Origin of the sequence: Oricola cellulosilytica, from assembly GCF_019966575.1 — a bacterium.
Lineage (GTDB): Bacteria > Pseudomonadota > Alphaproteobacteria > Rhizobiales > Rhizobiaceae > Oricola > Oricola cellulosilytica.
The window spans coordinates 941,177-967,015 of record NZ_JAINFK010000001.1 but is presented as its reverse complement, the minus strand read 5'-3'; the positions used below and the strand labels follow the sequence as shown (position 1 = coordinate 967,015).

The 25,839-nt window shown below is 63.9% G+C and carries 26 protein-coding genes; 12 read left to right on the top strand and 14 right to left on the bottom strand.

The window, feature by feature from the left end:
• Window positions 1–121 precede the first annotated feature (121 nt).
• Window positions 122–1,198 (bottom strand): NAD-dependent epimerase/dehydratase family protein, encoded by a 1,077-nt coding sequence (locus LC298_RS04680; protein ID WP_131564180.1) that lies wholly within the window; start codon window positions 1,196–1,198, stop codon window positions 122–124.
• A 416-nt stretch (window positions 1,199–1,614) separates the two neighbouring features.
• Here LC298_RS04680 and LC298_RS04675 point away from each other — a divergent pair, with 416 nt between their 5' ends.
• Window positions 1,615–2,316, top strand: coding sequence for a DNA helicase (locus tag LC298_RS04675; protein ID WP_131564182.1), 702 nt, complete (start codon window positions 1,615–1,617; stop codon window positions 2,314–2,316).
• Window positions 2,317–2,564: 248 nt separating this feature from the next.
• Here LC298_RS04675 and acnA read toward each other — a convergent pair whose 3' ends face one another.
• From acnA to LC298_RS04650, 5 genes are all read right to left on the bottom strand, one after another.
• Window positions 2,565–5,255 (bottom strand): aconitate hydratase AcnA, encoded by a 2,691-nt coding sequence (gene acnA / locus LC298_RS04670; RefSeq protein WP_131565793.1) that lies wholly within the window; start codon window positions 5,253–5,255, stop codon window positions 2,565–2,567.
• Window positions 5,256–5,545: 290 nt separating this feature from the next.
• On the bottom strand, window positions 5,546–6,841 hold the full coding sequence (locus LC298_RS04665) for a TRAP transporter large permease (RefSeq protein WP_131564184.1): 1,296 nt from the start codon (window positions 6,839–6,841) through the stop codon (window positions 5,546–5,548).
• A gap of 35 nt (window positions 6,842–6,876) precedes the next feature.
• Complete coding sequence (locus LC298_RS04660) at window positions 6,877–7,344, bottom strand: TRAP transporter small permease (protein WP_131564186.1); 468 nt, start codon at window positions 7,342–7,344, stop codon at window positions 6,877–6,879.
• Window positions 7,345–7,412: 68 nt separating this feature from the next.
• Window positions 7,413–8,423 (bottom strand): TRAP transporter substrate-binding protein DctP, encoded by a 1,011-nt coding sequence (gene dctP / locus LC298_RS04655; protein ID WP_131564188.1) that lies wholly within the window; start codon window positions 8,421–8,423, stop codon window positions 7,413–7,415.
• A gap of 95 nt (window positions 8,424–8,518) precedes the next feature.
• Entirely contained in the window at window positions 8,519–9,679 is a 1,161-nt protein-coding gene (locus LC298_RS04650) for a helix-turn-helix transcriptional regulator (protein WP_131564190.1), read from the bottom strand.
• A gap of 104 nt (window positions 9,680–9,783) precedes the next feature.
• On the opposite strand from LC298_RS04650, the gene LC298_RS04645 reads away from it, so the two are divergent.
• The 4 genes from LC298_RS04645 to ccmB all read left to right on the top strand — a co-directional run bounded on the left by LC298_RS04645 (window position 9,784) and on the right by ccmB (window position 11,829).
• The gene (locus LC298_RS04645) at window positions 9,784–10,092 is read left to right on the top strand and encodes a DUF3303 domain-containing protein (RefSeq protein ID WP_158284649.1); all 309 of its coding nucleotides are present in this window, start codon (window positions 9,784–9,786) and stop codon (window positions 10,090–10,092) included.
• Between the two features lie 125 nt (window positions 10,093–10,217).
• A complete protein-coding gene (locus tag LC298_RS04640; protein WP_131564194.1) occupies window positions 10,218–10,409 on the top strand; it encodes a DUF3008 family protein in 192 nt (63 codons plus the stop codon).
• Between the two features lie 143 nt (window positions 10,410–10,552).
• Entirely contained in the window at window positions 10,553–11,167 is a 615-nt protein-coding gene (gene ccmA, locus LC298_RS04635) for a heme ABC exporter ATP-binding protein CcmA (RefSeq protein ID WP_131564196.1), read from the top strand.
• Entirely contained in the window at window positions 11,164–11,829 is a 666-nt protein-coding gene (gene ccmB, locus LC298_RS04630) for a heme exporter protein CcmB (RefSeq protein ID WP_131564198.1), read from the top strand. Before ccmA ends, ccmB begins: the two co-directional genes overlap by 4 nt.
• 164 nt (window positions 11,830–11,993) lie before the next feature.
• Here ccmB and LC298_RS04625 read toward each other — a convergent pair whose 3' ends face one another.
• Window positions 11,994–12,815, bottom strand: a complete 822-nt coding sequence (locus tag LC298_RS04625) for an alpha/beta hydrolase (protein WP_131564200.1) — start codon at window positions 12,813–12,815, stop codon at window positions 11,994–11,996.
• Window positions 12,816–13,156: 341 nt separating this feature from the next.
• On the opposite strand from LC298_RS04625, the gene LC298_RS04620 reads away from it, so the two are divergent.
• The 6 genes from LC298_RS04620 (at window position 13,157) to LC298_RS04595 (ending at window position 17,691) form a co-directional block, all read left to right on the top strand.
• Window positions 13,157–13,951: a heme ABC transporter permease gene (locus LC298_RS04620; RefSeq protein ID WP_131564202.1), complete on the top strand. Its 795-nt coding sequence runs from the start codon at window positions 13,157–13,159 to the stop codon at window positions 13,949–13,951.
• A complete protein-coding gene (ccmD, locus tag LC298_RS04615; protein WP_131564204.1) occupies window positions 13,948–14,103 on the top strand; it encodes a heme exporter protein CcmD in 156 nt (51 codons plus the stop codon). The genes LC298_RS04620 and ccmD overlap by 4 nt, the downstream gene beginning before the upstream one ends.
• The gene (locus LC298_RS04610) at window positions 14,100–14,702 is read left to right on the top strand and encodes a DsbE family thiol:disulfide interchange protein (RefSeq protein ID WP_131564206.1); all 603 of its coding nucleotides are present in this window, start codon (window positions 14,100–14,102) and stop codon (window positions 14,700–14,702) included. The genes ccmD and LC298_RS04610 overlap by 4 nt, the downstream gene beginning before the upstream one ends.
• 181 nt (window positions 14,703–14,883) lie before the next feature.
• Window positions 14,884–15,390, top strand: coding sequence for a GNAT family N-acetyltransferase (locus LC298_RS04605; protein WP_131565795.1), 507 nt, complete (start codon window positions 14,884–14,886; stop codon window positions 15,388–15,390).
• Between the two features lie 121 nt (window positions 15,391–15,511).
• Window positions 15,512–16,045, top strand: a complete 534-nt coding sequence (gene ppa, locus LC298_RS04600; RefSeq protein ID WP_131564209.1) for an inorganic diphosphatase — start codon at window positions 15,512–15,514, stop codon at window positions 16,043–16,045.
• Window positions 16,046–16,110: 65 nt separating this feature from the next.
• Entirely contained in the window at window positions 16,111–17,691 is a 1,581-nt protein-coding gene (locus tag LC298_RS04595; protein WP_131564211.1) for an alpha-amylase family glycosyl hydrolase, read from the top strand.
• 52 nt (window positions 17,692–17,743) lie between these two features.
• Here the strand turns inward: LC298_RS04595 and LC298_RS04590 are convergent, their stop codons facing one another.
• Window positions 17,744–18,037, bottom strand: coding sequence for a YggT family protein (locus tag LC298_RS04590; RefSeq protein WP_131564213.1), 294 nt, complete (start codon window positions 18,035–18,037; stop codon window positions 17,744–17,746).
• Between the two features lie 165 nt (window positions 18,038–18,202).
• Here LC298_RS04590 and LC298_RS04585 point away from each other — a divergent pair, with 165 nt between their 5' ends.
• Entirely contained in the window at window positions 18,203–19,471 is a 1,269-nt protein-coding gene (locus tag LC298_RS04585) for an MFS transporter (protein ID WP_131564215.1), read from the top strand.
• On the opposite strand, the gene LC298_RS04580 is transcribed toward LC298_RS04585, so the two are convergent.
• The 6 genes from LC298_RS04580 to hemC all read right to left on the bottom strand — a co-directional run bounded on the left by LC298_RS04580 (window position 19,472) and on the right by hemC (window position 25,778).
• The gene (locus LC298_RS04580) at window positions 19,472–20,197 is read right to left on the bottom strand and encodes a glutamine amidotransferase (protein ID WP_131564217.1); all 726 of its coding nucleotides are present in this window, start codon (window positions 20,195–20,197) and stop codon (window positions 19,472–19,474) included.
• A 15-nt stretch (window positions 20,198–20,212) separates the two neighbouring features.
• A complete protein-coding gene (locus tag LC298_RS04575; protein ID WP_131564220.1) occupies window positions 20,213–20,692 on the bottom strand; it encodes a tellurite resistance TerB family protein in 480 nt (159 codons plus the stop codon).
• 51 nt (window positions 20,693–20,743) lie between these two features.
• On the bottom strand, window positions 20,744–22,570 hold the full coding sequence (locus LC298_RS04570; RefSeq protein WP_131564221.1) for a heme biosynthesis protein HemY: 1,827 nt from the start codon (window positions 22,568–22,570) through the stop codon (window positions 20,744–20,746).
• 10 nt (window positions 22,571–22,580) lie between these two features.
• Window positions 22,581–24,008, bottom strand: coding sequence for a mitofilin family membrane protein (locus tag LC298_RS04565; RefSeq protein ID WP_131564222.1), 1,428 nt, complete (start codon window positions 24,006–24,008; stop codon window positions 22,581–22,583).
• A 74-nt stretch (window positions 24,009–24,082) separates the two neighbouring features.
• Window positions 24,083–24,829, bottom strand: coding sequence for a uroporphyrinogen-III synthase (locus LC298_RS04560; protein WP_223385532.1), 747 nt, complete (start codon window positions 24,827–24,829; stop codon window positions 24,083–24,085).
• A gap of 4 nt (window positions 24,830–24,833) precedes the next feature.
• Window positions 24,834–25,778: a hydroxymethylbilane synthase gene (gene hemC, locus LC298_RS04555; RefSeq protein WP_428977518.1), complete on the bottom strand. Its 945-nt coding sequence runs from the start codon at window positions 25,776–25,778 to the stop codon at window positions 24,834–24,836.
• Window positions 25,779–25,839: the final 61 nt, after the last annotated feature.

Sequence of the window (25,839 nt, the reverse complement as noted above, 5' to 3'; positions counted from 1 at the left end):
AGGCTTCCTGCGAGAGACGGGAACAGTATGCGCCAAGCTCGGGAGGTGTTGATAAGTTTTTGGCGGAAAAAATATAATAACCCGTCATACGACCCCTCCCCCAAGGGGGGAGAGGGAGAGCTCAGCCCTTATTAAAAGTGCCGGTGTCAATCATCTGCTGGAACATGTCCGTGATCGCCTTTTCGACCGGGCCGTAGGTCAATCCTAGTTTGCGTACCGACTTGGTGTTGTCGGCGCGCCAGGCGTGTCCCATATTTTCGGCGATCGATTTGCGCGTAAAGCTCTTGTCGGCCAGCGGACCGACCAGCCAGACCAGCCATTTCGGCAGGGTGCGCTTCGGCAACGGCCACGAGTCGCCGAATTTCTCGCGCAGCATGCCGGCAAGGTCGAGAAAGCTGCGCGTTTCCGCAAAGACGATGTGACGGCCTTCGGCGGAGTCGATGAAACCGGCCCGCATATGAGCCTCGGCGACATCGCGCACGTCAACCATTCCGATCTCGTAGGGCGGCACGCCCGCTTTCATGGTCCCGTCGCCGAACTGCCGGATGAGCGAGAAGGATTCCGAGGTCTGCGTGTCCGCGGTTCCGGGCCCGATGACGAGCGCCGGATTGACGGTCACCAGCTTCCACCTGTCCTGCCCCTTGGCGATGTCCCATGCCGCCTTCTCGGCCTCGACCTTGGAATAGGAGTAAGCCTGATGATGGAGCGTGGAGGAGGTGTTCCAGACGTCTTCCGTCAGAATGCCGCCCGGCGCCCTGGCGACGTCGGCATTGTCGCCAAATATCGCCGCACACGAACTGGTGACGACCACGCGCTTGACGCTTTCCACCCGGTTGGCGGTGTTCAGCACGTTGCGCGTGCCCTTGACCGCCGGGTCGACAAGATCGCGCTGCGGGTCGGTGAAATGCAGGGTGAAGGGCGAAGCGGTGTGGAACACGACGGCGCAGCCGGCCATCGCGGTTTCATAGCTGCCGTCCTCGAGCAGATCGGCCCTAAACAGTTTCAGCGTCCCGGGATTTTCTGCCGCCATTTTTTCAAGATGGGCGACCTTGGCCGTGGCGGAGGGATCGCGCACCGCCCCATGGACGGTGAACCCCTCCTCCAGCAGCCGCTTGACGAGCCAGCCGGCGACATAGCCGGTGGCGCCGGTCACCAGAACCGGTGCGCTGGTGTCGTAATCGGGGGTCGGGACGGTCATGGGTCGTTCCTTTGCGCCGTCAACGGGCGGGAGGCGCGGTTGCGTCCTGCCCCCGATCGCCTGTCGGGTAGCTCTCATTGTAGGGCGTTTAGGGAAAGGGGGGAAGCGGCGGGCCGAGTGGGACAAGGGTGGGAGTCATTCCCAAGACCCGGCGGGAAACCGGGAAAACCTGACCGGTGCCCTGTACCACTGTGCCCGGTTGACGCGGCCCGCCGCTCTGCGTGGTGAACGCGGAAGGGCGGAAGTGGTTCCGCGAAGCCGCCGAATCGCGGTAACATATGCATCGCGCGCAGCCCGCGCCTCCCCCCTCCATCCGGGAAAGCACAATTCATGCAGGGCTCATTCAACATCGGACCGACTGCCGGGCACCAGCACAAGGAGGGATTGCGAAGCCGCTCGCAACAGGAGGTTTCAACATGAATCTATCTGCTCCGATCCATGCCCTCAAGCGGGAGGCCAAGGCGCTTTCCCGCCGTCAGAACATCCCGCTGACGAAGGCGCTCGACCGCATCGCGCGGCGCTTTGCCGCATGGAGCCTGCTGATGGCGAAGATGGCCGCCGTCCCCGACCCGGAAAAGTTGCACGCCGCGCTTCAGCCCGGCGACCTGCTGCTGCTCGGCGCGCGGCCGCGGCAGGGCAAGACGCTGATGAGCCTCCGGCTCGCGGCGCACGCGATGAAGATCGGCAGAAAAGCGTTCTTCTTCACCCTCGACTTCACGAAGACGGAAGTGGTGGAACACTTCGGTCTCATCGGCGAGGACGAGGCCCGATTCGGCAGCCGGTTCGCCGCCGATTGCTCCGACGCGATCAGCGCCGGATATATTGTGACCCGGCTGGGCGATGCGCCACGCGGCGCGCTCGTTGTGATCGACTATCTGCAACTGCTTGACCAGAGACGGGAAAATCCGCCGTTGTCAGAACAGGTCGCGACGCTGAGGGCTTTCGCCCGTGAGCGGGCCATCACCATTGTCTTCCTCTCGCAGATCGACCGGAGTTTCGATCCGGAGCTCAAGCCCGTCCCCGGCCGCGAGGACGTCCGGCTGCCCAATCCGCTCGATCTCGACCTGTTCGACAAGGCATGTTTTTTGCACGGAGGTGAGGTGCGGTTGGGGACGTAAGGCTCCTCCCTCTCCCTTGGTGGGAGAGGGCCTGAGCGAAGCGAAGGCGGGTGAGGGGAGCTGCGCCGGACAACCCCTCATCCGTTTTCGCCCCTCTATCAAGAGAGCCGAAAACACCTTCTCCCACAGGGGAGAAGGGAGGAGCGCAGCCACCGCCTTTGCGCGGAACCGCAAAAAAATGGGGATCCATAATAAACCCGCCGGGCTTGTCCACCCGGCGGGTTTATTACTTCAACATCGCGCCTGGCTTACGCCGCGAGATCGCGCAGCACTGTCTGCAGGATGCCGCCATTGTGGACGTAGCCGAGTTCGTCGGCGGTATCGATGCGGCAGATCAGCGGCACGTCCTTCACCGTTCCGTCGGCATATTCGACCTTGGCGATCACCTTCTGGCGCGGCTTGACGTCGGCGAGGCCCTCGATGGTGACCTTCTCGTCGCCCTTAAGACCAAGCGACTGCCAAGATGTCCCTTCCTCCAGCACGAAGGGCACGACGCCCATGCCGACGAGGTTGGAGCGGTGGATGCGCTCGTAGGACTGGGCGATCACCGCCTTGACGCCGAGCAAATTGGTGCCCTTGGCCGCCCAGTCGCGCGACGAGCCGTTACCGTATTCGCCGCCGGCGAAGATGACCAGCGGAACGCCCTCCTCGCGGTATTTCATGGCGGCGTCGTAGATCGGCATCTCCTCCTTGCTAGGATAGTGGATCGTATATCCGCCCTCGCGCCCGTTCTCGCCGAGCATGTGGTTGCGGATGCGGATGTTGGCGAAGGTGCCGCGCATCATCACTTCGTGATTGCCGCGCCGCGTGCCGTACTGGTTGAAGTCGGCGATGCCGACGCCGTGATCCATCAGATAGGCGCCGGCCGGAGACTGCGCCTTGATCGAACCGGCCGGGGAGATGTGGTCGGTCGTGATCTTGTCGCCGAAAATGCCGAGCACGCGCGCCCCGACAATGTCCCCGATGGGGTCGAGAGACTTGGTCATGCCGGCGAAATAGGGCGGGTTCTGGACGTAGGTGGAATTGTCGTCCCAGGCGTAGGTCTGGCTGCCGGGCACGTCGACGGCCCGCCAGTTCTCGTCGCCCTTGAACACGTCGGCGTATTTCTTCTCGAACAGTTCGCGGGTGACGTGCTCGTGGATGAACTGCTGAATCTCCTGGTTGGTGGGCCAGATGTCCTTCAAGAAGACGTCATTGCCGTCCTTGTCTTCGCCGACGGGTTCCGTTGTCAGGTCGATATTGACCGTGCCGGTGAGCGCATAGGCAACGACCAGCGGCGGCGAGGCGAGATAGTTGGCCTGCACGTCCGGCGAGATGCGGCCCTCGAAATTGCGGTTGCCGGAAAGCACGCCGGCGGCGATCAGGCCCTTGTCGTTGATGGTCTTCGAGATCGGACCCGGCAGCGGGCCGGAATTGCCGATGCAGGTGGTGCATCCGAAGCCGACCAGGTTGAAGCCGATCTGGTCGAGTTCTTTCTGGAGACCGGAATTCTCGAGATACTGCGCCACGACCTGCGAGCCCGGCGCGAGCGACGTCTTGACCCACGGCTTCTGCTTCATGCCGAGCCGGTTGGCGTTGCGGGCAAGGAGCCCGGCCCCGATCAGCACCGACGGGTTCGACGTGTTGGTGCAGGAGGTGATGGCGGCGATGGCGACATCGCCATGGCCGAGATCGTAATCCTCGCCATCGACGGCGTAACGCTTCGTCAGTTCGGCCGGGTTCTTCTTGTATTCCTTCTCGAAGGCCTCGCGGAACTTCGCGCCGATGTCTTCCAGCGCGTGGCGGCCTTCCGGACGCTTCGGCCCGGCCATCGAGGTGACGACGTCGCCAAGATCGAGCTCGAGCGTGTCGGTGAAGACCGGCTCCTCGCCGCCGGTCTCGCGGAACATGCCCTGTTCCTTCGCATAGGCCTCGACCAGCACGATGCGGCCGGATTCGCGGCCGGTCATGTTGAGATAGTTCAGCGTCTCGGAGTCGATCGGGAAGAAGCCGCAGGTCGCGCCGTATTCCGGCCCCATATTGCCGATGGTCGCGGCGTCGGCGAGCGTCAGGTGGTCGAGGCCGTCGCCGTAAAACTCGACGAACTTGCCGACGACGCCCTTCTGGCGCAGCATCTGCACGACGGTGAGCACGAGGTCGGTGGCAGTGACGCCTTCCTTCATCTTGCCGGTCAGCTTGAAGCCGATAACTTCCGGCAGCAGCATGGAGATCGGCTGGCCGAGCATGGCCGCCTCCGCCTCGATGCCGCCGACGCCCCAGCCGAGCACGCCGAGACCGTTGATCATGGTGGTATGCGAATCGGTGCCAACGCAGGTGTCCGGGTAGGCGGTCGTTTCGCCGTTTTCATCCTTCGTCCAGACGCACTGGCCGAGATACTCGAGATTGACCTGGTGGCAGATGCCGGTGCCGGGCGGGACGACGCGGAAATTCTTGAACGCCTGCTGGCCCCATTTGAGGAAGCGGTAGCGCTCGCCGTTGCGCTCGTATTCCTTCTCGACATTGTGGGCGAACGCCATCGGCGTGCCGAATTCGTCGACGATCACCGAGTGGTCGATGACGAGATCGACGGGCACCAGCGGATTGATCTTCTCGGGATCGCCGCCGAGCGACACCATCGCATCGCGCATCGCGGCGAGGTCGACGACGGCGGGAACGCCGGTGAAATCCTGCATCAGCACGCGCGCCGGGCGATAGGCGATCTCGTAGCCGGCCTTGCCCTTGTCGTTCAGCCAGGCGGCGACGGCCTGGATGTCAGCCTTGGTGACCGAGTTGCCGTCCTCGTTGCGCAACAGGTTCTCAAGCAGCACCTTCATCGAATAGGGAAGCCGCGAGATGCCTTCGAGGCCGTTCTTTTCGGCCTCCGTCAGGCTGTAATAGGTGAAATCCTCGCCGCCGACGGTCATGGTCTTGCGGCATTTGAAGCTGTCGATCTTTGACACGGTCATAAACCTTTCGAGTCCGGTTAGCCTGTTCAGGAACGAACTCTTCCGCATGCACCCGGAGCCGGGGCTTCTGTGAAGATGCGGGTGCGACCATTTCCGCTGTCCGTCCCTGCCTGGCCACGCGAAGGGGCCCGACATTTTGGGGTCGGCTCATATGTTTCCGCGCCGGCCGCTGGCGCGCTGAGGTCCGTATAGCCACATTCCTTTCGGCTTTCCAGACCATCGAAAGTCAAATTCGCCCGCGCCACCCCGATCGCGAAGACGCTCGTCCGCGGCAGCGAGCCGGATTACATCAGCGCTCCCGGAAGCCAGAGCGCCAGTTGCGGCGCGGCGGCCAGGATGGCGACGCCGAGCAGCAGCAGCAGCCAGTAGGGTGTGGTCGCGAGCGCCGCGCCGCCGAGCGTGACCTCCTCCTTCGTGACCGAAACCAGCACGGAGAGATTCAGTCCCACGGGCGGGGTAACCTGCCCGATCTCGATCATGATGGTGATGATGACGCCGAGCCAGACGGGGTCATAGCCGATGCCGGTCAGCAGCGGGAAGACGATGGGCAGCGTCATGATCATCAGCGAGAGGCCGTCAAAGAAACAGCCAAGCGCGAGATAGACCAAAACGACGAGGGCCAGCACCGTGAGCGGGCCGAGATCGAAGGCCCGCACCGATTCGAGGATCGCCTGAGGCGCTCCAAGCAGGCTGACCGCCTGCGCCAGAATGGTCGCGCCGACCACGACGAAACCGATCGAGGCATAGAGAAGGACCGCGCCGTAGATGCTGCCCGCCAGGGTGCGGAGGGTCAGCGACCCCCAGAGCCGGCCGACGATGATGGTCGCCAGAACCCCGATCCCGGCGGCTTCCGTCGGCGTGGCGATGCCGAAGACGATGCTTCCCATGATGGCGAAGATGAGGAGCAGGAACGGCCACAGGCCGAGAAGGTCGGCGAGCACGCGAAACGGCCGGACCGGGGTCTCGTCGCGCGGCGCCAGATCCGGCGACGCGAGACAGCGCAGAAGGATGTAGCCCATGAACATCAACGCGATCAGCAAACCGGGCACGATTCCGGCGATGAACAACCGCCCGATCGAGGTTTCGGTGAGCGCGCCGTAGATCAGCAGCGACAGGCTGGGCGGGATCAGCAGCCCGAGCGTGCCGCCGCCGGCGAGCGAAGCGACCACCATTTGCCGGTCGTAGCCGCGGGCGGACATTTCCGGATAGGCGACGGAACCGACGGCGGCGGCGGTCGACAGGCTCGATCCGCTGACCGCGCCGAAGACGGTGCAGACGGCGATGTTGGTGTGAAGGAGGCCGCCCGGCACGCGGCGAAAGAGAGGGGAAAGCGCGCTGTAGATGCGTTCGCTGACGCCGCTGCGCAGCATGATCTCGCCGAGCATGATGAACAGCGGAATCGCGCTCAAGGTGAAGGAGTTGAGGACGTTCCAGACCGCGTCGACGGCGACGAAGGTCGCTCCGCCAGCCGCGAATTGGAGGAGCAGGAAGCCCGTCAGGCCGAGCGCGGCGCCGAGCGCCAGCCCCGATCCGGCCAGCACGGTCAGTCCGCCGAGCAGAAGTCCCCAGAATGCCGTCATCGAGATCCCCAATCAGGCCGACTTCACCGCCGCCGTTAGCGATCGACAGGAGCGCCGGGCGCCCCCAGAATGCCGCGCACGGCGAAGGCCACCGCCGTCAGGGCGAGCGAGAACGGAACCAGCGCCATCCAGGGATAGAGCAGCAGACGAGCGGCTTCCGTCTTGAGGTTGCGCGAAAAGGCGAATTCCAGCCAGGGAAGGGAGAGCACGAAAAACCAGATGCAGAAAACGATGCCGAACAGAGCGGCGGCCAGGCCGACCCGGCGGCGGAAGCGCTCCGGCAGGTTGGCAACCAGGATCGAGACCCGCACATGTTCGGCCTTCAGCGTGACGAACGGCAGGGCGAGGAAAAAGGCGGCGGTCATCAGCAGCCCGACCAGTTCCTCGGTATAGGGAAGAGGCGCATTTGCGAGATGGCGCATCGTCACGCTGACGCCAATCAATCCGACCATGGCGATACCGGCGAAGGCGCCAAGAGTGGCGAGCGCTGCAAGAACGGGCATCAACCAGCCCTCGATCCGCCGCACAGGACCCGACGGCCGGTTGTCCGCGCGTTCAGGTCCCTCCAATGTCAACGCCCGAGAACATCGAGAATCCGCTGCCTGTATTCGGGCGCCTTTCCGCCGGCCTCCTCGGCGGTTTCCTTCCATGTCGCCGATGCGGCTTCGAGGAAGGCGGCGCGGTCCTCGTCGGAGAACGGCTCAAGAAACTCCACGCCCTGCTCAGCCAGCTTGGCGCGCGCGGCCTGCTCGTTTTCCTCCGACTTCGTGTATTCGTTGGTCCGCTCCCATACACGGTCGGCGGCTGTGGTGACGGCCTGACGCTGCGCATCGGACAGCGATTCCCAGGCCTCCTTGTCCGCTCCCAGCACATAAGGGACGCTGGCGATCGGATAGAGGTAGGACGCATAGTCGGTGACTTCCTGCAGCGAGATCGTGTGGGCGAACAGGGCGGGATAGACCGCGCAATCGACGACGCCCGTCTGCAAGGCCACGTACAGATCATTCTGGCCGACGATCTGCGCCGAAACGCCCAGCTTGGCGAAGGTGTCGACCTGGTCCTTGCTCCACACCCTCAGCTTACGGGTGCGAAGATCATCGAGCGAGCGTACCGGCTCGTTGCGGCAGAAGATCGAGGCCTTGAGCAGCGGAAGCGCCATGAAACCGGTGGTGACGATGCCCCACTCCTCGAGTTCCTGCGTATAGATGTCCTGGATTTCAGGCAGCACCTCGATCAGCTCATCCGAACTGCCGACCGACCCTTGCACCAGCACGGCATTGAGCGCGGGCGCGTCGCGACCGAGATAATTGGCCCAGACCAAGCCCATTTCGACCGCGCCGCCGGGCAGCCAGCGCACCACATCGTTGTCCTTCAGGTTGAGCGAGCCGCCATGGAAAACCTTGATGTTCAGGCTGCCGTCGCTGAGGTCGGCGACGTCGTCGGCGAACGTGTTGAGCTGCTGCGACTCGCCGCGGCTCTCGGGAAGGCCGTTGTTGAATTTCCACTCCTCCGCTACCGCGGAGCCGACAAACAACCCCGCCGCAAACGCGGCAGAAAGCAGATAAGACAATGTCCTGCGCATGGCGATCCTCCCAAGTTTTCTTCCGGTTATGAAGATACGCTAGTGCCGATCCCGGCGGCTCGCAAGCTGCGGTCTAGCCAGATCCGGCGGCGGCCTCAATTCCGGTGCATGGCGATCAGGGGATTGGCGCGGACATCGGCGACGAGTTGGCTCTGACGGGAATGTCCGGTTTTGGCGAAAACCGATTGAAGCTGGGTCTTGGCGGTGTTGCGGCTGATTTTCGCCAGCCGGGCGCTCTCGGTGAGCGTCAGGCCGGCAGACAGCATCGCGACCAGACGGCTCTCGGCGGCGCTCAGCGCGAATATCTCCGAAATGGCAGTTTCCGACGGAAGGCGGCCCGAGGCGGGATCCCTGAACATAATCGTCGCGGTCGGAAGCAAGGCACCCCAAGGCCCGCCTTCCGCCCGAAACGGGGCGATCAGAACCGGGAGGATCGCGCCCTCGCCGTCCCGCAGGCGCATCACCGAACCGGGACTGAGGCCGCGACCGGCTCCGGTGCGCGCCGCTTCCGCCACCAGCCATGCAAATTTTCCAAGACTGCCATGATGGACGGTTCGCAAGCGCCCGTCGACGGCCGTAAGCCAGCGGCGGCCGGAAAGAAGCGCGTCGGCGACGCGGTTGGCCTGGACGATTTTCCGATCCTCGCCGACAAGGATCATGCCCATGTCGAGCGCCTCGACCAATGCCGGAGCGACGCCACCCGGACTTTCCCCAATCCTCAAGCGCATGTTGATCTCGATCGCCCGCGCGAAGTGGCGCATGTAAAGCCCGTAGAGCCGCTTTTCCTGACCGCTGAAAGGCCCCTGATGTCGCGTCTTGTGTACGCCACTGCCGCCGAGCATGCCGCCCGGCAAGGGATAGGCGCATCCGATCATGTGATAAATCCCGACCCGGCTGCACCAGTCGGCACAAAACTCCGTCCTGGCGAATTCGCGCTCCTCGATCAGTTCCTCGCCGCGCATCACCAGACGCGATCCCCTCCGGCTCGCACTGCGCACCCGGGACACCGCCCTTTGAAACCAGGGGTTTTTCTGGTGGTAATACCGCTCGTAATCCGACCGTGCGTCAGGATCGAAATTCGGAGAGGCGGAGAACAGCCGAAGCATCCGGCCCGTTTGCCCCTCCGACACGAAATGGATGCTGCTTTCGACGCCGAGCGCCCGTTCGATCTGCCGCCCGATTTCCGGAAGCCGCCCGCTCTCAAGGGCGCATTCGTAAATGCCGCCGATCAGCTCGTGCATCTGGCGTTCGTCCACGGCGTTCACCGTCCAATACAGAGGCAATTTCACCCAAACGGGTGATCACAGTCAAGCTTCGGGCCGGCATGCTGACCTCCCAATTCAAACGAGGAGGAACCGTCATGAAGTATGCGATGGTCTGGCGTGAGCGCCGTTACGGGAGCGCCGAAGCTGCTGAAAGTGCGCAGCAGCGCGTGCTCTCGCTTATGCAGAACTGGAAAGAACCCGAAGGCGTCGCGTTTCTCCAGTTCGTGGTCCGTGTCGGGGAATATGGCGGCGTTGCGCTTCTCGAGACCGACGACCTTTCCTCAATCCATCAGATGACCAGTACCTTTGCGGTATTCGAGTTCGAGGTATGGCCTGTTCTGGACGTCGGCGACGCGCTCGCCGCCGAAGGCGCGGCGGTTGCGTGGCGGGAAAGCGTTTCCTGATCGCACGCAAGAGCCGGCATGACGAACCTCCAATGGGCGGGACCGCATGGGAGCGGACAGGGCGGAACGCCTCGCACGGCTAATGCATTGTCACAGTCGTGATCGACCGGAAAAAGGAGCAAGCCATGCCGGCGAAATCGAAGGCCCAGCAAAAAGCGGCCGGCGCAGCGTTATCCGCCAAGCGCGGCGAAACGAAAGTTTCCGAGCTGCAAGGGGCGGCCAAGGAAATGTACGATTCCATGAGCGAGAGCGAACTGGAGGATATCGCGTCGACCGACCGGTCAGACCTGCCAGAAAAGGCGGATGGCGACGACTGAGAAAGCTTCATGGCCGTTCGGATACGCCACGGGGCGGGCGTGACATGTCCCCGGCGCCGGACGGCAGTGCCAGCCGAACGGCGCAACACGATTGAAACCTATGTCCCTTCCATGCCAAATCGCGGCATGGAGAGGGAATTTCGATGAAGCTCGCAGTGTCGGGCCTCGCGGCCGATCGCGGTGCGGGGATCATATTCGAGAATGTGGGTTTTACGCTCGAACGCGGGACCGGCCTGGTGGTGATCGGGCCGAACGGCGCGGGAAAATCGACGCTGATCCGCGCTGTCGCCGGGCTGCTGCGGCCGAGCGCCGGAACGGTTGTGCTCGAGGGCGGCGGTGAGGAGTGGCCGGACGTGGCGGCGGCGTGCCATTATCTGGGGCCGGCGAATGCCATGAAGCCGGCCCTGACCGTGCGCGAAAATCTCACCTTCTGGCGGGATTTTGGCGGCCAGAGGGACTGCGACATAGCCGCCGCGCTGGAGATCGTCGGGCTCGCCCATACGGCCGAGTTGCCGTTCAGCTACCTGTCGACGGGGCAAAGGCGGCGGGTGTCGATCGCCAAACTGTTCCTCAACAGGCGGCCGCTCTGGCTGCTCGACGAGCCGACATCCGGCCTTGACGCGGCGGCGGAGGCGCGGTTCGCGGAATTGCTGCGCGATCATCTCGAAGACGGCGGAATAGCGGTCGCGGCCACGCATCTGCCGCTCGATGTCGCGGGCCTGAGGGAACTGCGTTTCGGTGCGGCGGTGGCGGCATGATCGCCCTGATCGTCCGAGACATACGGATCGGTCTGAGGGCCGGCGGCGGAATGCTGATCGGCATCCTGTTCTTCCTGGCGGTCATCACGGTGGTGCCGTTCGGGATCGGCCCGGACCTGAACCTGCTGGCGCGGATCGGCCCTGCGCTCCTGTGGATCGGGGCGCTGCTGGCGGCACTGCTCGGCCTCGACCGGCTGTTCCAGGCAGATCTCGAGGACGGCTCGCTCGATTTGCTGATTCTGCGCCGCCACGACCACGCGCCGGCGCTCACCGTGTTCGCCAAATGCGTGGCACACTGGCTCACGACCGGCTTGCCGCTGGTGATCGTGTCGCCGGTGCTGGGTCTGCTGATGAACATGGAGCCGGCGGCGATCGGCGCGACGACGCTGACCCTGCTTGCCGGGACGCCGGCGATCACCTTTATCGGCGCGACCGGGGCGGCTGTCGCGGTGGCCCTGCCGCGCGGCGGGCTGCTGGTTTCGGTGATGGTGCTGCCTTTTGTCATCCCCGTCCTTATTTTCGGCGTGATGGCGGCCTATGGCGCGGTCGAAGAGCCGGCGCCATTCACGCAGCCTTTCCTGCTGCTGTGCGCCCTGACGCTGTTTTTCGCCGTGCTCGGGCCGCTGGCGGCCGGCGCGGCGTTGAAGGCGGCGGGGGACTGAGGGAGCGGGACCGCGCGATCAAGGTCAGTTCGGGATGAACTCGTGTACGGGCGGAAATCAGACATCGGCGTCAGTGTTGGTGATTGCAGGTGTTGCCGCAGCCCAGCCAATTGGAGTCGCGGCTGCTCGCCTTCTGCATAATTGACTTGTAAGCCAGGTACAGATCAGTGAGTTGTCGGCAAATTGATCCGCGCTAGCGCCTCCAACATTGCCATGCGGAAGTCCGGTCGACCATATAGATCATTATGGTCTGCAAAAGCGATCGTGCGGTCGAAAACGAGAGCAGGAGCCGCCTGCCGCACCGCCTCAGTGCGCCGGGGCGGAACGACCGTGTCGCGCCCCGCGGCGATCAATGCGATCGGAGTGGTTAGGCCGCGTACGTCTTCGACGGTAGACATGTGATGGCGCAACAGCCATCCCACCGGTGCCCATGGATAATGTTCGCGCGCAAGCGCTTCCAGCGAATCGAACGGGCTCACCACGATCAGGCCGGCAAGCGGCCGGCGGCTTGCGAGATGTATCGCGACGCCGGCGCCGATACTGAACCCGACGGCGACGACGCGTTCCGTCTCCAGGGTCGCCACTACATGATCGTAGACGACCGACGCATCGGCAAGCAAAGCGGCAGCGCTCGGCCTGCCGGTGCTCGGCCGATAGCCTCGGTAGTGGAAGGCGACGACCTCGACATCGGGATACAACCCGTGAAGATACGCAGCGAGATTTTCTGCGTTCCAGGCATTGCCGCCGAAGCCGAGAACCACCAACCGCTCTTCGGGCAGGACCTGTGCGGGCGCAACGTGCACTCCCTGGAGGTGTTCGCCGTCCGGCGTCTCAACCTCCAACCGGCCCGCGGACGCCGGCAGGAGCGGTTGGCCCGCCGTCGCCAACCTGGTTGGAAAGAGCATCTGGGTTTGAGCAGCATACATCACCGCGACTACAGCGATGTAGGCCACAGCGAGGATAAAGATCAGTTTGAAGAACCACATACCGCCATCTCGCGTCGTCGTAATCCTGACGGGCCCTAGGTGCCAAGCCCGCGATCAAGGATTCCATTGGTCGGCGCAAACGGCAACGGGCGGTAAGCGGACCTCCGCCGCAATGCGAATGAATGCCTGTTCCTGCTGCGCCTTCCAGAACCGCCATCCAGCGGAAGACGAGCGAACGTCCGGTCCGGGCCGAGACCGGCGGTCGCATCTTGAGATGAAGAGCCTCGAACTGGCTCAATCCGGCCATCCGCCTCATCTTTCCTATTTCGCACTCGGCCGCGCACCCTTTGCCGCACCTTTGCCGGATTGCGCCGCCATACGCGACATATTAGGTAGATCGCATGAGTGACACCGCCGACATCGCCAAGCCCGGCTTCTTTACGGGCCTCGCCAATCCGACGCGTTTTCTCGGCTATTCGGCCAGGCTGCTGCCGTGGCTCGCGGCGGCAAGCGCCGTGCTGCTTGTGGCCGGGCTGTTCATGGCATTTTCCGCCCCGCAGGATTACCAGCAGGGCGAGACGGTGCGCATCATGTATGTGCATGTGCCGGCCGCCTGGCTGGCGATGATGGGCTACATGGTGATGGCGGTCTCGGCGCTCGGCACGTTGATCTGGCGGCACCCATTGGCCGACGTCTCGATCAAGGCGACTGCCCCGATCGGCGCGGCGTTCACCTTCCTGGCCCTCGCCACCGGCTCGCTGTGGGGCAAGCCGATGTGGGGAACATGGTGGGTCTGGGACGCAAGGCTGACCTCGGTCTTCGTGCTCTTCCTGATGTATCTCGGTGTGATTGCGCTGCAGCGGGCGATGGACGACCCGGTGAAGGCGGCGCGGCCGGTCGCCATTCTCGTGCTGATCGGCACGGTCAACATTCCGATTATCAAGTTCTCGGTGGAATGGTGGAACACGCTGCACCAGCCGGCTTCGGTAATCCGCCTGGACGGGCCGACGATCCATCCGAGCCTGCTGTGGCCGCTGCTGGTGATGGCGTTCGGATTCACCTTCCTCTTCTTCACCATGCACATGGTGGCCATGCGAACGGAAATCCGGCGCCGCAGGATCGCGTCCATGCGCCGCGCCGGCGCCCAGGAAAACAGGACCGCGACAAACCCGATACTCGCAAAGCAGGGCCGATGACACATTTCCAGTATGTCCTCACGAGTTACGCACTGACCGCCCTCGTGCTGGCTGGTCTCGGTCTCTGGCTTTGGCTCGATGCCCGCGCGCGTCGGCGGGAACTGGCACGCCTTGAGGAAAGCGGCGTGCGCCGCCGTTCGGAGCAGTCATGAGCGACGAGACATCAAACGAAACGCCGCAAAAGCGCTTCAACATCGCGGTCTTTCTTCCAGCCCTCGCCTTTCTCGGTCTGGCCGCGCTGTTTGCGGTAATGCTGCTGCAGCCCGGCCGCGACACGTCGACCGTACCTTCCGTGCTGATCGGCAAGCCGGCGCCGCAAACGCCGTTGCCGGCCATTCCAGGCGCGACCGATGCGAACGGCGCACCGCTGCCGGGTTTCGATCCGGCGACCTTCGGGGGCAAGCCGGTTCTGGTGAACATCTGGGCGTCCTGGTGCGGCCCGTGCCGGGAGGAGCATCCGCTACTGATGGCGCTGGCCGAGAAGGACGGCGTCGTCATCGCTGGGCTGAACTACAAGGACAAGGCAGAGAACGCTGCCGGGTTCCTGCGCGAACTGGGCAATCCTTACGACCAGGTTGGGGCGGACTCGTCTGGCCGCGCCGCGATCGAATGGGGCGTTTACGGCGTGCCCGAGACATTCGTAGTCGGCACCGACGGGACAATCCTCTACAAGCATGTCGGACCGCTCAACCCGGGCGTGGTGGAGCGCGAACTCCTGCCGCGCCTGGGAGAGCCTGCTGCGGGCGGGTGATTCGGTCTCGGGCCCTGCGCGGAAATGACATCGCGAGGGTGTTGTCGCACCATTCCCAAAGATGACGCAACGGAACATTGGGCAAGCGATCGCGTCCCGCGCCGAACTGCCTGTGAATAGCGTTCACTTTCATCAAAAGGCGCTTGCCCGGGCATTTACCATGACGCATGGTCCAGCGGCGATGAACTCTCTTACGATCGACATTAGGCCAGCAGACGCCGACGATGCACAACAAATCTCGGATGTGCATGCGGCCGCGTGGACGAACACGTATCAGGGTCTGATCCCGCACAAATCGCTGCAGCGGATGATCGCAAGACGGCACGGGGGCTGGTGGCAGCGCGCCATCGAGCGGCGTATCTCGGTGATGGTCGTCGATATGGGTGGCCTTATCGCGGGTTACTGCACCTACGGATTCAATCGGGCGCGGGCCTTGTCACAGGACGGCGAGATCTACGAACTCTACATCCGCCCCGAGTACCAGGGTATCGGCGTTGGCTCGCGGCTGTTCGAGGCGGCTCATGCCAGCCTCAGGAATCACGGCTGTCACGGACTGGTCGTCTGGGCTCTCGAAGAAAACGACATGGCGATGAACTTCTACGCCAGCCATGGCGGGAAGGATGTCGCCCAAGGGTACGAGACGTTCGAGGACCGCAAGCTGCGCAAGGTCGCCTTCGTCTGGAACTGAACGGCCGGCCGCACCATCAGCCCACCCGGCGACAAATTTTCCCGTGAAACTCCCCTGGCGCTGATGTTGCACCGCACCAGCAAACCGTCTATCAGCCGCGCGCAGAACAGGAGACCCCGGGATGCGTATCGAAGCGATCGCCATTGGCGAGAATCCGCCAGACGACGTCAATGTGATAATTGAAGTCCCGGTGGGTGGACAGCCGATCAAATACGAGATGGACAAGGATGCGGGCGTGCTGGTGGTCGACCGGTTCCTCTACACGCCGATGACCTATCCCGGGAATTACGGTTTCGTGCCGCATACGCTGTCGGACGATGGCGACCCGATCGACGTGCTCGTCTGCAATACGCGGCCGCTGGTGCCGGGCTGCGTCATCAATGTCCGGCCGATCGGCGTGATGCTGATGGAGGACAATTCCGGCCAAGACGAGAAGATCATTGCGGTTCCGGTCAGCAAGCTGACCAAGCGCTACGACAGCGTGTCCGACTATTCCGAACTGCCCGAGATCACGCGACAGCAGATCGAGCATTTCTTCGAGCATTACAAGGATCTGGAACCCGGCAAATGGGTGAAGATCGGCGGCTGGCAGGACAAGGACGTCGCAAAACGCCTGATCGTCGAGGCGATCGAGCGGGCGAAGACGCGGGCCTGATCGGCACCGCTTGGCCGGACCGTATTCGGCCGACGCGCGTTCGAATTTCACAGGAGGACGCCTCGATGAGTGGAAAAGCGCATTCCCTCGAGTGGTGGAAGACCGGGTCCGTCTATCAGGTCTATCCGCGATCCTTCCAGGATAGTGACGGCGACGGTATCGGCGATCTTGCCGGGATAGAACAGCGGCTGGACTATCTGGCCGGTCTCGGTGTCGATGCGGTCTGGATTTCGCCGATCTATCCGTCGCCCATGGCCGATTTCGGTTACGACATCACAGACTACTGCGATGTCGATCCTATGTTCGGGACGCTCGAGGATTTCGACAGCCTGCTGGCGGCCGCCCATGCGCGCGACCTCAAGATTCTCATGGATTTTGTGCCCGGCCACACGTCGCTCGAGCATCCGTGGTTCGCCGAAAGCCGCAAATCCAGGAAATCCGCCAGGCGGGACTGGTATATCTGGCGTGATCCGGGCCCGGATGGCGGACCGCCCAACAACTGGATCAGCGAATTCGGCGGCCCGGCATGGACTCTCGATCCCGCGACCGGCCAGTATTACCTGCACATATTTTTGACCGAACAACCCTCGTTGAACTGGCGCAATCCAGAAGTGTGCGAGGCGATGTACGGCGCCATGCGATTCTGGTTCGACAGGGGCGTCGACGGCTTCCGGGTCGACGCCGTGGAGCACATGGTCCATGACACGCAGTTGCGGGACAATCCGCCGAATCCGGACTGGGTGCCGTCGATGGGCCCTGCACGCAGCCATATCGGCCGGTATTCACAGCATCAGCCAGAGGTCCTGGAAGTCGTCCGCGAGATGCGGCGCATCGCCCAATCGTACCCTGAGGAAAAGCTGCTGATCGGAGAGGCCTACGGGACCCTCGACCAGTTTCTCGCCTACTACGGAGCTGAACTCTCGGGCTTCCATCTTCCGTTCAATTTCCTGCTGATCGGGGCCACGTGGAGCGCACGAAATATCGCCGGATTGGTCGAAACCTACGAGGCTGCATTGCCGGAAAGGGCATGGCCGAACTGGGTGCTGGGCAACCACGACCGGGCTCGCATCGCATCGCGCATCGGTCCCGAAAACGCGAGAGCGGCGGCGGTAGTGCTTCTGACCCTGCGCGGGACGCCGACGATTTACCAGGGAGAGGAACTCGGCATGGAGAATGTGCCCATTCCCCCCGACCGGGTGATGGATCCGTGGGAGAAGAACGTTCCCGGTGAGGGGCTCGGACGCGACCCGGTCCGCACGCCGCTGGCCTGGGACACCGGCGCCGGTGCCGGGTTCACCAGTGGAACTCCCTGGCTGCCGATCGATGACAGACCCGAAATGACCGTGGAGCGCCAGAACGCGGACCCCGACTCGATGCTTTCGCTCTATCGCGCGCTGCTCGCGTTGCGCCGGCGCGAACCGGCATTGGCGAAAGGAAGCTACGCCACGCTTCAGGTCTCGGAGGCTCTCTTCTGCTACGAGCGGCGGGATAATTCCGATAGGATCGCAGTCGCCATCAACTTCAGCGCCGAACGGCAAACGGTTCCGTTCGAAGGCGATCTGCTTCTTTCGACCGAAACCACCGGGAGCGGACCGGATCCGGACGTGCTCGGCAGCCACGGGGCCGCGATCTACCGGCTCCGGTAAGCGAAATCCGCCATCCAGCGCCCCGAACGGGTCGGAGCGCCGCAAACGACGATCATACGATCGCAGGCGCCAACACGTTGATGATGATCCGCTCGATAAAGAAGATGATCACGAAGAGGATGATCGGCGAGATGTCGAGGCCACCAAGATCCGGCATGAATCGGCGGATGGGACGCAACAGGGGCTCGGTCGCCTTGTAGAGGAACTCGCCGACCATCGCGACAAAGCGGTTCGAGTTGTTGACGACGTTGAAAGCGAACAGCCACGAGAAAATGACGGTCGCGATCACGATCCACTTGTAGATGCCGAGCGCAAAAAGCAGCGTCTGAATGATGGTCAGGCCCAAGAGATGTCTCCCCTAATTCGAACGCAAATCACTTAGGCGTTCCGACGGAAGGCTGCAAGTTCCGGGCTGAATGCAGATGAAAATCGTCTTTGCCTTGGGCCGACAAAGCGGATAACGCGTGGGTTGCAGATCTTCCTTCCCTCAACCCGGTTCCGCTACCCCACCATGACCGACGAATCGCAAGCCGGCCGGCAGGACGACCCGGAAGACGGGGCGGTCGGCGCGCGTTTTGCGGCGTTCTCGCATGGCGCGTTCGTTCGGTATTGGCTGGCGCGATTCTCCACCACCTTCGCCGTGCAGATCATCGCCGTCGCGGTCGGCTGGCAGATCTATGCGCTGACCCGCGATCCGCTCGATCTCGGTCTGATCGGCCTCGTCCAGTTTCTCCCGCTGCTGCTTCTGGTGCTGGTAACCGGCGCGGTCGCGGACCGGTTCGGGCGGCGGCTGGTAATGGGCTCGGCAATCGCCCTCGAATGCGCTTGCGCAGGCGCAATTCTCTTTTTCTCGTGGCGCGGTCTGACAACACCGCTGCCGGTTTTCGTAGCGCTTGCCGGGATGGGGATCGCGCGGGCGTTTTTCGGCCCGGCGTCGCAGTCGCTGGTGGTAAACCTGGTCCCGCGCCGCGATTTTGCCAATGCTGTCGCCTGGAACTCCTCGGCCTGGCAGGTGGCGAGCATCGGGGGACCGGTGGCCGGCGGGCTGCTCTACGGTATCAGTGCGAACGTCGCCTACACGACCGCGCTGGCGATGCTGCTGACGGCCCTTTTCCTCGTCAGCCGCATTCCAAAGCCTCCAGTGCGGGGCGAGGTCAAGAAAGTGACGTTCTCGTCGCTGTTCGACGGGCTGCGGTTCATCCGCCGCGAGAAGGTGGTGCTCGGCGCGATCTCGCTCGATCTTTTCGCCGTGCTGCTCGGCGGCGCCGTGGCATTGCTACCGGTCTATGCGCACGACATTCTCGATCTCGGCCCCTGGGGCCTCGGATTGCTGCGCGCCGCACCGGGGATAGGCGCGGTCTCGATGGCCGCCTTTCTGGCGGCTTCACCGATCCGCGATCACGCCGGGCGCGTCCTGCTGTTCTTTGTCGCGCTGTTCGGCATCTTCACCGTAATATTCGGAATTTCCACCCTCACATGGCTGTCGATCGCCGCACTGACACTGGTCGGCGCAGCCGACATGGTGAGCGTTTACATCCGCGAGACGCTCCTGCAACTGTGGACACCGGACGAGGTGCGCGGCCGGGTCAACGCGGTCAACATGGTGTTTCTCGGCGCGTCGAACGAACTCGGCGAGTTCCGGGCCGGCTTCATGGCGGCCTGGATCGGCGTGGTGCCGGCCGTAGTGTTCGGTGGTGTGGGCGCGGTCGCGGTGGCGACCGGTTGGGCCCTCCTGTTCCCGCAATTGCGAGATGCACGCTATCTCCACCGTGCAGGATGATCAGGAGCGCGAGCGCATTTGCCCGTCGCTTGGGAATACCAGGTCGATGAAACTGTTCAGCCACTCGAAGACGGGGCGGTCGTAGAGATACCGTCCGTCGAGATGTCTTAGTCCCTCCTGAGCGCCGGGCAGTGAGAAGCGGTGCGCACCGCGCACAACCCAACGCTGCATCATCACCTGCGTGAGTTCGGCGTGAAACTGGACCGCCCAGGCATTGTCCCCGTAGCGGAACGCCTGGTTTTCATATTCGGCGGATCTGGCCAGATGCACGGCGCCCCGCGGGAGCGAAAACCCTTCGCGGTGAAACTGATAGATCATTCGCGGCCAAGGCAGCAGGCGCCGGCCTTCCTCGGTCGCTTCAAGCGGGTACCAACCGATTTCCACCAGCCCTTCCGGGTGTCCGCAAACCTTTCCGCCAAGGTGATTGACCAGCATCTGCGCGCCGAGGCAAATGCCAAGCAGGGGCTTTCCCTCCTTCAGCGGAACGGCGAGCCAGTCGGTCTCGCGGCGGACATATTCAGCATCGTCATTTGCGCTCATCGGCCCGCCGAAGACGACCGCGCCGCTGTGTTCGGCAAGTGTCTCCGGCAGAGGATCGCCAAGCGGCGGCTTGCGGATGTCAAGCGGGAAGCCCCGCGCGCGGAGAACCTGCCCGACCCGTCCCGGTGACGAGCTTTCCTGATGCAGCACGATGAGGACCGGCTTGGGGCCGGCATGGTCGTTCATGGACGGTCCGATCGCCTAATCCCCGGTCGCGTCCGCCAGGCGCCGGGCAGCGACGGACTGCCGCAGCAGGACCCGGTCGCGTCCGTCAATGCCGAGCAATTCGGCGACCCGCCAGACAATATTGTCCTCGAGCTCGTGATTGACGCCGTCCGCATAGACGATTTCCCAGAGGAGTTCGATGAACTTCAAGCGCTCTTCCGCATCGAGCGTGCGCATCAGTACGCTCGTGAACTGGTAGAGGTCGATCGCCTCATTGTCGGCCTCGCGCGCCTCGGCGAGTAGCGATTTGAGGGTCTTTTCGTCAAGCGAATAGGCATCGCGCAACAATTCGGCCAAGCGCTCGCGCTCCACGGCCTGGGCGACTCCGTCGGCCTCGATGATGTGATGCATCAGCGCTGCGGCGGCAAGACGCGGATCGTCGAGCGAGAAGGTGCCGTCCGGGGCAGACCCATCCTTCCCTATCGACTGGAAAAATGAAGCAATTCGGTCGAACATGTCTACGCTTCTCGCCGTTTCAAGCCCGCCAGACTATCCAGCCCGTTCCACTCAGAAAAGTCGGAAGCGGCGTTTTGCCTCTTCCTGTGGCTCGTCTGCATCAATCCCCGGATCGTCGGGTATCGGGGGTGGGCTTCCCTTTTCAGCGGACGCTGTTACGGCGGCCGCCCGGGTCGTTTTTTCCGTTGGAGTGTCCTTCCCGGCTTCGCCGGGTTCATGAGGCTTCGTGTTCCCGACGGATGGCGCGTCATCATCTGTCTCGACGGTTTCGGGACGGCTTTCGACGGCGGCAAGTTCGATCACTTCCGCGCCCTTCGTCTCCGCCTTGTCGGCTTCGGTCTCCGTCTCTTCGGCCTTCGCGGCGGAAGGCACGGACTCATCGCTCTCGTGCTCGATGACGTTGTCCGCCGGCGCTGTCGCGGCGGGCAAAGGCTCCACCGGTTTCGCAGGCCCCTCCGGGACAGGCCTTGTAACCGGTGCGGCCTCCGTCTCGACCGGTTCGGCGGGTTTCGCCCCGGCGGGCGCCTCGGCTCGGTTGACGGAAATCCCGGGCACCATTGGATCGAGATCGTTCTCCAGCACCGGACCAAGCCGTTCGACTGGCGTCTTCCATTCGAAAGCGTCGAGACGGCCGGTGATCGGCGAAACGGGCAGCCATTTCTCGGAGACGTAACCGTCCGCGGTCCAAGCCGGATCGCGCGGTGCGCGCACCGCCCGCGCCAGCCACTCGCGCATCTTGCCCTGGTCTCCGGTCTCGGCCTCCTCGATGTCGGCCATCAGCATGAAGGCGCCCTCGCGCGGCTCGTTGCGCAACACGCTGGCAACCGCCTTGCGCGCATCCTCGTATTCACCGGCCTCGAGCGCCATCTGCGCGACAATCATGCTCGATTCGGTGTGATTGGGCTTCAGACGCTCGAGCCGCCGGGCACGCTTGTAGCGGTCCAGTGCGGAATCACCGGGGCGCGCGTCGATATAGGTGAGCGCCACATCCGGGTGGGGCGCTTTCTTCCACGTGCTTTCCAGAACGCTCACCCCCTTGCGCATGTCGTTCAGACGGAAGGCGGCCTGCGCGGCCGCGACGGCAGCCGGGGCGAGGTCGGGCGCGTGGCGGTGGGCTTCCAGGGCGGCAGATTTCGCCTTTGCGGGATCGTGTTCGAGGTTTTCCAGCGCCATCGCCGTCAGCAGGACTGCCCTTTTGCGCTTGGCGGCATCGCGGGCAAGCTGTCCGGCGCTCTTCTGGCTGTCGAGCAGGCGCAGCGCGCCATTCCAGTCGCCCGCGGCGGTCTTGAGTTCCAGAGCGGCATTTCCCGCCCAGGAAAGATGCGGCGCGAGTTCCGCCGCTCTCTCGGCGTAGTGGCGAGCGGCCTCGCGGTCACCGAGGCGCTTTGCCTCCATGTAGAGGCCCCGCAGGCCAAGCATGCGCAATTCCGGATCCTCGAGCATCGCCTCGAACTTCCCGCGCGCCTGTTCGTGGTCGCCGTCGACCATGCTGGCCTGCGCATCGAGAAGCTGGATCAGCGGCTCGGAACTCGAATCGAGAAGGCCGTTGGCCTGTTTCAGCATGCGTCGCGCGGTGTGGCTGTCGCCCGCCCCGGCGGCGATGATGCCAGTCGACAGCGACTGGTAGCCGCGATCGCGGCGGCGCGCACGAAAGAAGCGCTGCATGCGCTGCGGCGAGGTGAAGATGACGCGGAACAGCCACCACAGCACCATGACGGTGACGAGCGTCGCGACGAAGGCCACCGCCGCGACCATCAGCGATACGGTCACCTGCTGTCCCGCGATCGTCAGGACGATCGTGCCGGGTGTATCGGCCAGCCACGCGAAACCGAGACCAAAAAGGGCGACAACAATGATGAAGAAAAGTACGCGCAACATGACGATGCTCCTACTGGCCGCTGACGGCCTGGCTGCCGCGGATCGCACCGCCCAGCACATCAGAAATCAATGTGTCGATCTGCTTGCGTGCGCGCAGATCGGCGGCAAAGTCGCTGGAGACCGCCTTCGCCTCTTCGGGCAGGGTGTCCCATTCGGCCAGCGCGCGCTCGAGGTCGCCGCGCTGCAACGCCGTCTCCATGCGCGCCGCAACGGCCCCGGGTGCTTCGCCCTCGACCTCGCCGACCGGACGGATCTGCACCAGAGACCGGGCGCTCGCCATCAAGCGATCCGCGACACCTGCATCCGGGTCGACGCCGCTGCCGGCAGCGACAATGCGATTGGCCACTGCCGGAAAACGCTCGGAAAGTTGCGAAATCGTGGGCACACCCGAAGCGGCGTATTCGCGCAGCGCTTTGACCGACTCGTCGTCGGCGCGCACGGCCGCAAAGGCTTCCAGTTCGGCCATGAACGATGCGCCGCGGTCGGCGGCTGATTTCAGGGCCGAGGCGGCGATGGCGCTCGCGACGCGGCTGCCGGCGCCGGCGTCGATGTCGTTCTCAACATCGGCAAGTCGCTGGTCGAGCCCGCCAATGGATGTCCGCAGGTCGGCGATCGAGGTCTCAAGCGCTGGCAGCGACCCGTCGAGCCGGCCCGAGAGAGCGCCGATCTGCTCGCGCAATCCGCTGATTGCCGCCTCGATATCGGCGACCGCCTCCTGAGAAACCGCCGAAGCGACCGAGGACTCCATCGCGTCGATCCGCCCTCTCAAATCCGCCACTGCGGTCGGCTCCGTGCCGTCTCCGGCGCTAACCGACGCGAATGCGTCGTCGAGGCCTGACAAACGCTCCTCAAACTCGCCAAGTCGGGCCGAGAGGGCGGAAACCGCCTGGCGGTTTTCATCGATACCAGCGACGGCTCCCTCGACGGTCGCCGCCACTTCGCCACCGGCTTCCGCGCCGGCCGGCCGGTCCTGCAGCGCAGCGACGTTCTCATCCAGCGAATCGATTTCCACCTGCAACGAAGCAAGATCGCCCGGCGCTGAGGCGCCCGGTGACGGTAGAACACCGGCCCATTGAAGGCCCCCGGCGAGCAGCAAGGCAACGACGCCACCGGCGACCCCGCCGGCGAATACGCTGAACCCTCGGCCGTCCGGGCGCGATTTCGGGAGCGTGGCGGACGGTGGCGCCGATCCGGCGTCCTTGTCCGCGCCTGCGCCGCTCTCAACCGCTCCGCGCGCAGCCGCGTCGGCGTCGGCCGAGGCCCCGGGACTGTCCTTCGCGCCTGCGGCAGATGCGTCGACCGTGTCGAAGGCGACAGGTTCGGCGTCGGGAACTTCGCTGGTGGGCGCAGGCGCCTCGGAAACCTCGCTTGCCTCGAGATCGAGGGTCACCGGCTTCCGGCTCGTCCGGCCGCGTCTGTTCTTGGAAGATTGCGCCATTTCATGCCTCCAGGTGCGCGTGTCGCCGATGTCTTTAGCACGGCTCCCCGAAAGCAAAAGGGTTTCGTAGTTGATCAGTTCCCCACGACGGGGAACACCTCGGCGATGGATGCAAGAAGCGCATCCTCCGTCGGGACCGCCGCGACGTGAATACAGGACTGCGGAATCGATGACAGAGAGCGCGCCACGCGGTTCGAGAGCGCAAAAAAGAACAATTTATCAGTAAGTTGCACCGATTTTGTATCGACATACTGTCTGAAGAGGCTTGCCGAGAAGGCCGAATGAAAAATTGCTCCTACGACGTCTTGATCGCGAAAGATTGCGTTCAGTTTATGAGCTGTATAACTGACTTTATCGGTGGCATACACCTCGGCTACCACGGTTCGAATGCCCAGTTCCGCCAATTTCCGATCGAGATCACCGGTTCTCCTCCGGCCGCAGAGGTAGAGCAGCCGCGCAAACGGCTTCTGCGTCTCGGAGAGCAACCGGACAAGATCGTCGACATCTCCGGCGGCACTGCGAGTATCGGTGAAACCGTGGGTCCTCGCCTCCTCCATCGTGGCGTCGCCGACCGTGAAGAGCGGCTTCTCGAGAAGCGACGCCAGCAGGTCGGGTGGGGCATGGCGCAAGGCGTTGCCGCTGGTGACCACGACGCCATCGAGTGCGGCCGTTTCGGCAGGACCGAGGGCCGGCGGAACCGGGGTTACCTCCGTGAGGGGGAGGACGAGCGGTCGATAACCCATCGCCGAAAGGCGTGCCGCGGTGCTGTCCGCGCCCGGCTGGGGGCGGGTGACGAGGATAGCGGGACCGGTCTGGGCCATGATGCTAGGACCAGGAGGCGAAGAAGTACGGCCCGGCCCGTTCACGAAGCGTTTCGCCCGCCTCGCGTCCGAGGTCGGCGGCGCGCCCGACGGGTCCGGAGATCTCGATGGCGTGCGCATCCTTTCCGTCGGGTGTGAGGATCATGCCGTGAAAGCTCACACGGCCTGCGTCGACCGTCGCAAGTCCGGCGATGGGCGTCCGGCACGAGCCGTCAAGCGCGGCCAGGAACGCCCGTTCGCAGGACAGCGCGATTGTGGTCGCGTCGTGGTTCAGGGGCGCGACGAGAGCGTCGGTGCGCGCATCGCCGGCGCGGCCCTCGATGCAGATCGCGCCCTGGCCTGGCGCAGGCGGAAAATAATCCGGCTCCATCAGGTCGGTGACAATCGAGGCCATGCCCAGACGCCGAAGCCCCGCATTGGCGAGAAGCGTGGCGTGGGCCACGCCTTCAGACAATTTGCGCAGGCGAGTCTGCACGTTGCCGCGAAAGCCGACAACCTCGACGTCGGGCCGGATGCGCCGGATCAGCGCCTGGCGGCGCAGGGAGGACGATCCAACGACCGCACCTTCCGGCAAACTCTCAAGTGAGCCGGCATCGTGGCTGATGAAGGCGTCCCGGGGGTCCTCGCGCTCGAGAAACGCGGTGAGCGCCAATCCCTCGGGCAGCACGGTCGGCATGTCCTTGGAGGAGTGGACGGCGATGTCGATCCGGCCGTCGAGCAATTGCTCTTCCAATTCCTGGGTGAACAGGCCCTTGCCGCCAACCTCCGATAGCGGACGGTCCTGAATACGATCCCCGGCCGTCGAAATGACTATGATGTCGATGGCGTTTGCCGGGATTCCGTGCGCGGCGACAAGTTTGTCGCGCGCCTCGTTCGCCTGTGCCAACGCCAATGGGCTGCCGCGTGTGCCGATCCTGATTGTTTCGCGCCGCGCCATCCGAGTTTGCAAGCCTTTCGTTCCGTGGTACCCGACCCGCGAGACGTAACCGCAAACGCAAGTGCGGGCAACA

What these genes read in the sequence shown, in the direction of transcription:
- ccmA (WP_131564196.1), top strand. Translation starts at nt 10,553, where the DNA reads ATGAAGCTCGCAGTGTCGGGCCTCGCGGCCGATCGCGGTGCGGGGATC.
- LC298_RS04570 (WP_131564221.1), bottom strand. Translation starts at nt 22,570, where the DNA reads ATGTTGCGCGTACTTTTCTTCATCATTGTTGTCGCCCTTTTTGGTCTC.
- ppa (WP_131564209.1), top strand. Translation starts at nt 15,512, where the DNA reads ATGCGTATCGAAGCGATCGCCATTGGCGAGAATCCGCCAGACGACGTC.
- LC298_RS04585 (WP_131564215.1), top strand. Translation starts at nt 18,203, where the DNA reads ATGACCGACGAATCGCAAGCCGGCCGGCAGGACGACCCGGAAGACGGG.
- dctP (WP_131564188.1), bottom strand. Translation starts at nt 8,423, where the DNA reads ATGCGCAGGACATTGTCTTATCTGCTTTCTGCCGCGTTTGCGGCGGGG.
- LC298_RS04675 (WP_131564182.1), top strand. Translation starts at nt 1,615, where the DNA reads ATGAATCTATCTGCTCCGATCCATGCCCTCAAGCGGGAGGCCAAGGCG.
- LC298_RS04580 (WP_131564217.1), bottom strand. Translation starts at nt 20,197, where the DNA reads ATGAACGACCATGCCGGCCCCAAGCCGGTCCTCATCGTGCTGCATCAG.
- LC298_RS04575 (WP_131564220.1), bottom strand. Translation starts at nt 20,692, where the DNA reads ATGTTCGACCGAATTGCTTCATTTTTCCAGTCGATAGGGAAGGATGGG.
- ccmD (WP_131564204.1), top strand. Translation starts at nt 13,948, where the DNA reads ATGACACATTTCCAGTATGTCCTCACGAGTTACGCACTGACCGCCCTC.
- LC298_RS04595 (WP_131564211.1), top strand. Translation starts at nt 16,111, where the DNA reads ATGAGTGGAAAAGCGCATTCCCTCGAGTGGTGGAAGACCGGGTCCGTC.
- LC298_RS04565 (WP_131564222.1), bottom strand. Translation starts at nt 24,008, where the DNA reads ATGGCGCAATCTTCCAAGAACAGACGCGGCCGGACGAGCCGGAAGCCG.
- ccmB (WP_131564198.1), top strand. Translation starts at nt 11,164, where the DNA reads ATGATCGCCCTGATCGTCCGAGACATACGGATCGGTCTGAGGGCCGGC.
- LC298_RS04625 (WP_131564200.1), bottom strand. Translation starts at nt 12,815, where the DNA reads ATGTGGTTCTTCAAACTGATCTTTATCCTCGCTGTGGCCTACATCGCT.
- LC298_RS04620 (WP_131564202.1), top strand. Translation starts at nt 13,157, where the DNA reads ATGAGTGACACCGCCGACATCGCCAAGCCCGGCTTCTTTACGGGCCTC.
- LC298_RS04560 (WP_223385532.1), bottom strand. Translation starts at nt 24,829, where the DNA reads ATGGCCCAGACCGGTCCCGCTATCCTCGTCACCCGCCCCCAGCCGGGC.
- LC298_RS04645 (WP_158284649.1), top strand. Translation starts at nt 9,784, where the DNA reads ATGAAGTATGCGATGGTCTGGCGTGAGCGCCGTTACGGGAGCGCCGAA.
- LC298_RS04665 (WP_131564184.1), bottom strand. Translation starts at nt 6,841, where the DNA reads ATGACGGCATTCTGGGGACTTCTGCTCGGCGGACTGACCGTGCTGGCC.
- LC298_RS04660 (WP_131564186.1), bottom strand. Translation starts at nt 7,344, where the DNA reads ATGCCCGTTCTTGCAGCGCTCGCCACTCTTGGCGCCTTCGCCGGTATC.
- LC298_RS04640 (WP_131564194.1), top strand. Translation starts at nt 10,218, where the DNA reads ATGCCGGCGAAATCGAAGGCCCAGCAAAAAGCGGCCGGCGCAGCGTTA.
- LC298_RS04680 (WP_131564180.1), bottom strand. Translation starts at nt 1,198, where the DNA reads ATGACCGTCCCGACCCCCGATTACGACACCAGCGCACCGGTTCTGGTG.
- LC298_RS04605 (WP_131565795.1), top strand. Translation starts at nt 14,884, where the DNA reads ATGAACTCTCTTACGATCGACATTAGGCCAGCAGACGCCGACGATGCA.
- LC298_RS04610 (WP_131564206.1), top strand. Translation starts at nt 14,100, where the DNA reads ATGAGCGACGAGACATCAAACGAAACGCCGCAAAAGCGCTTCAACATC.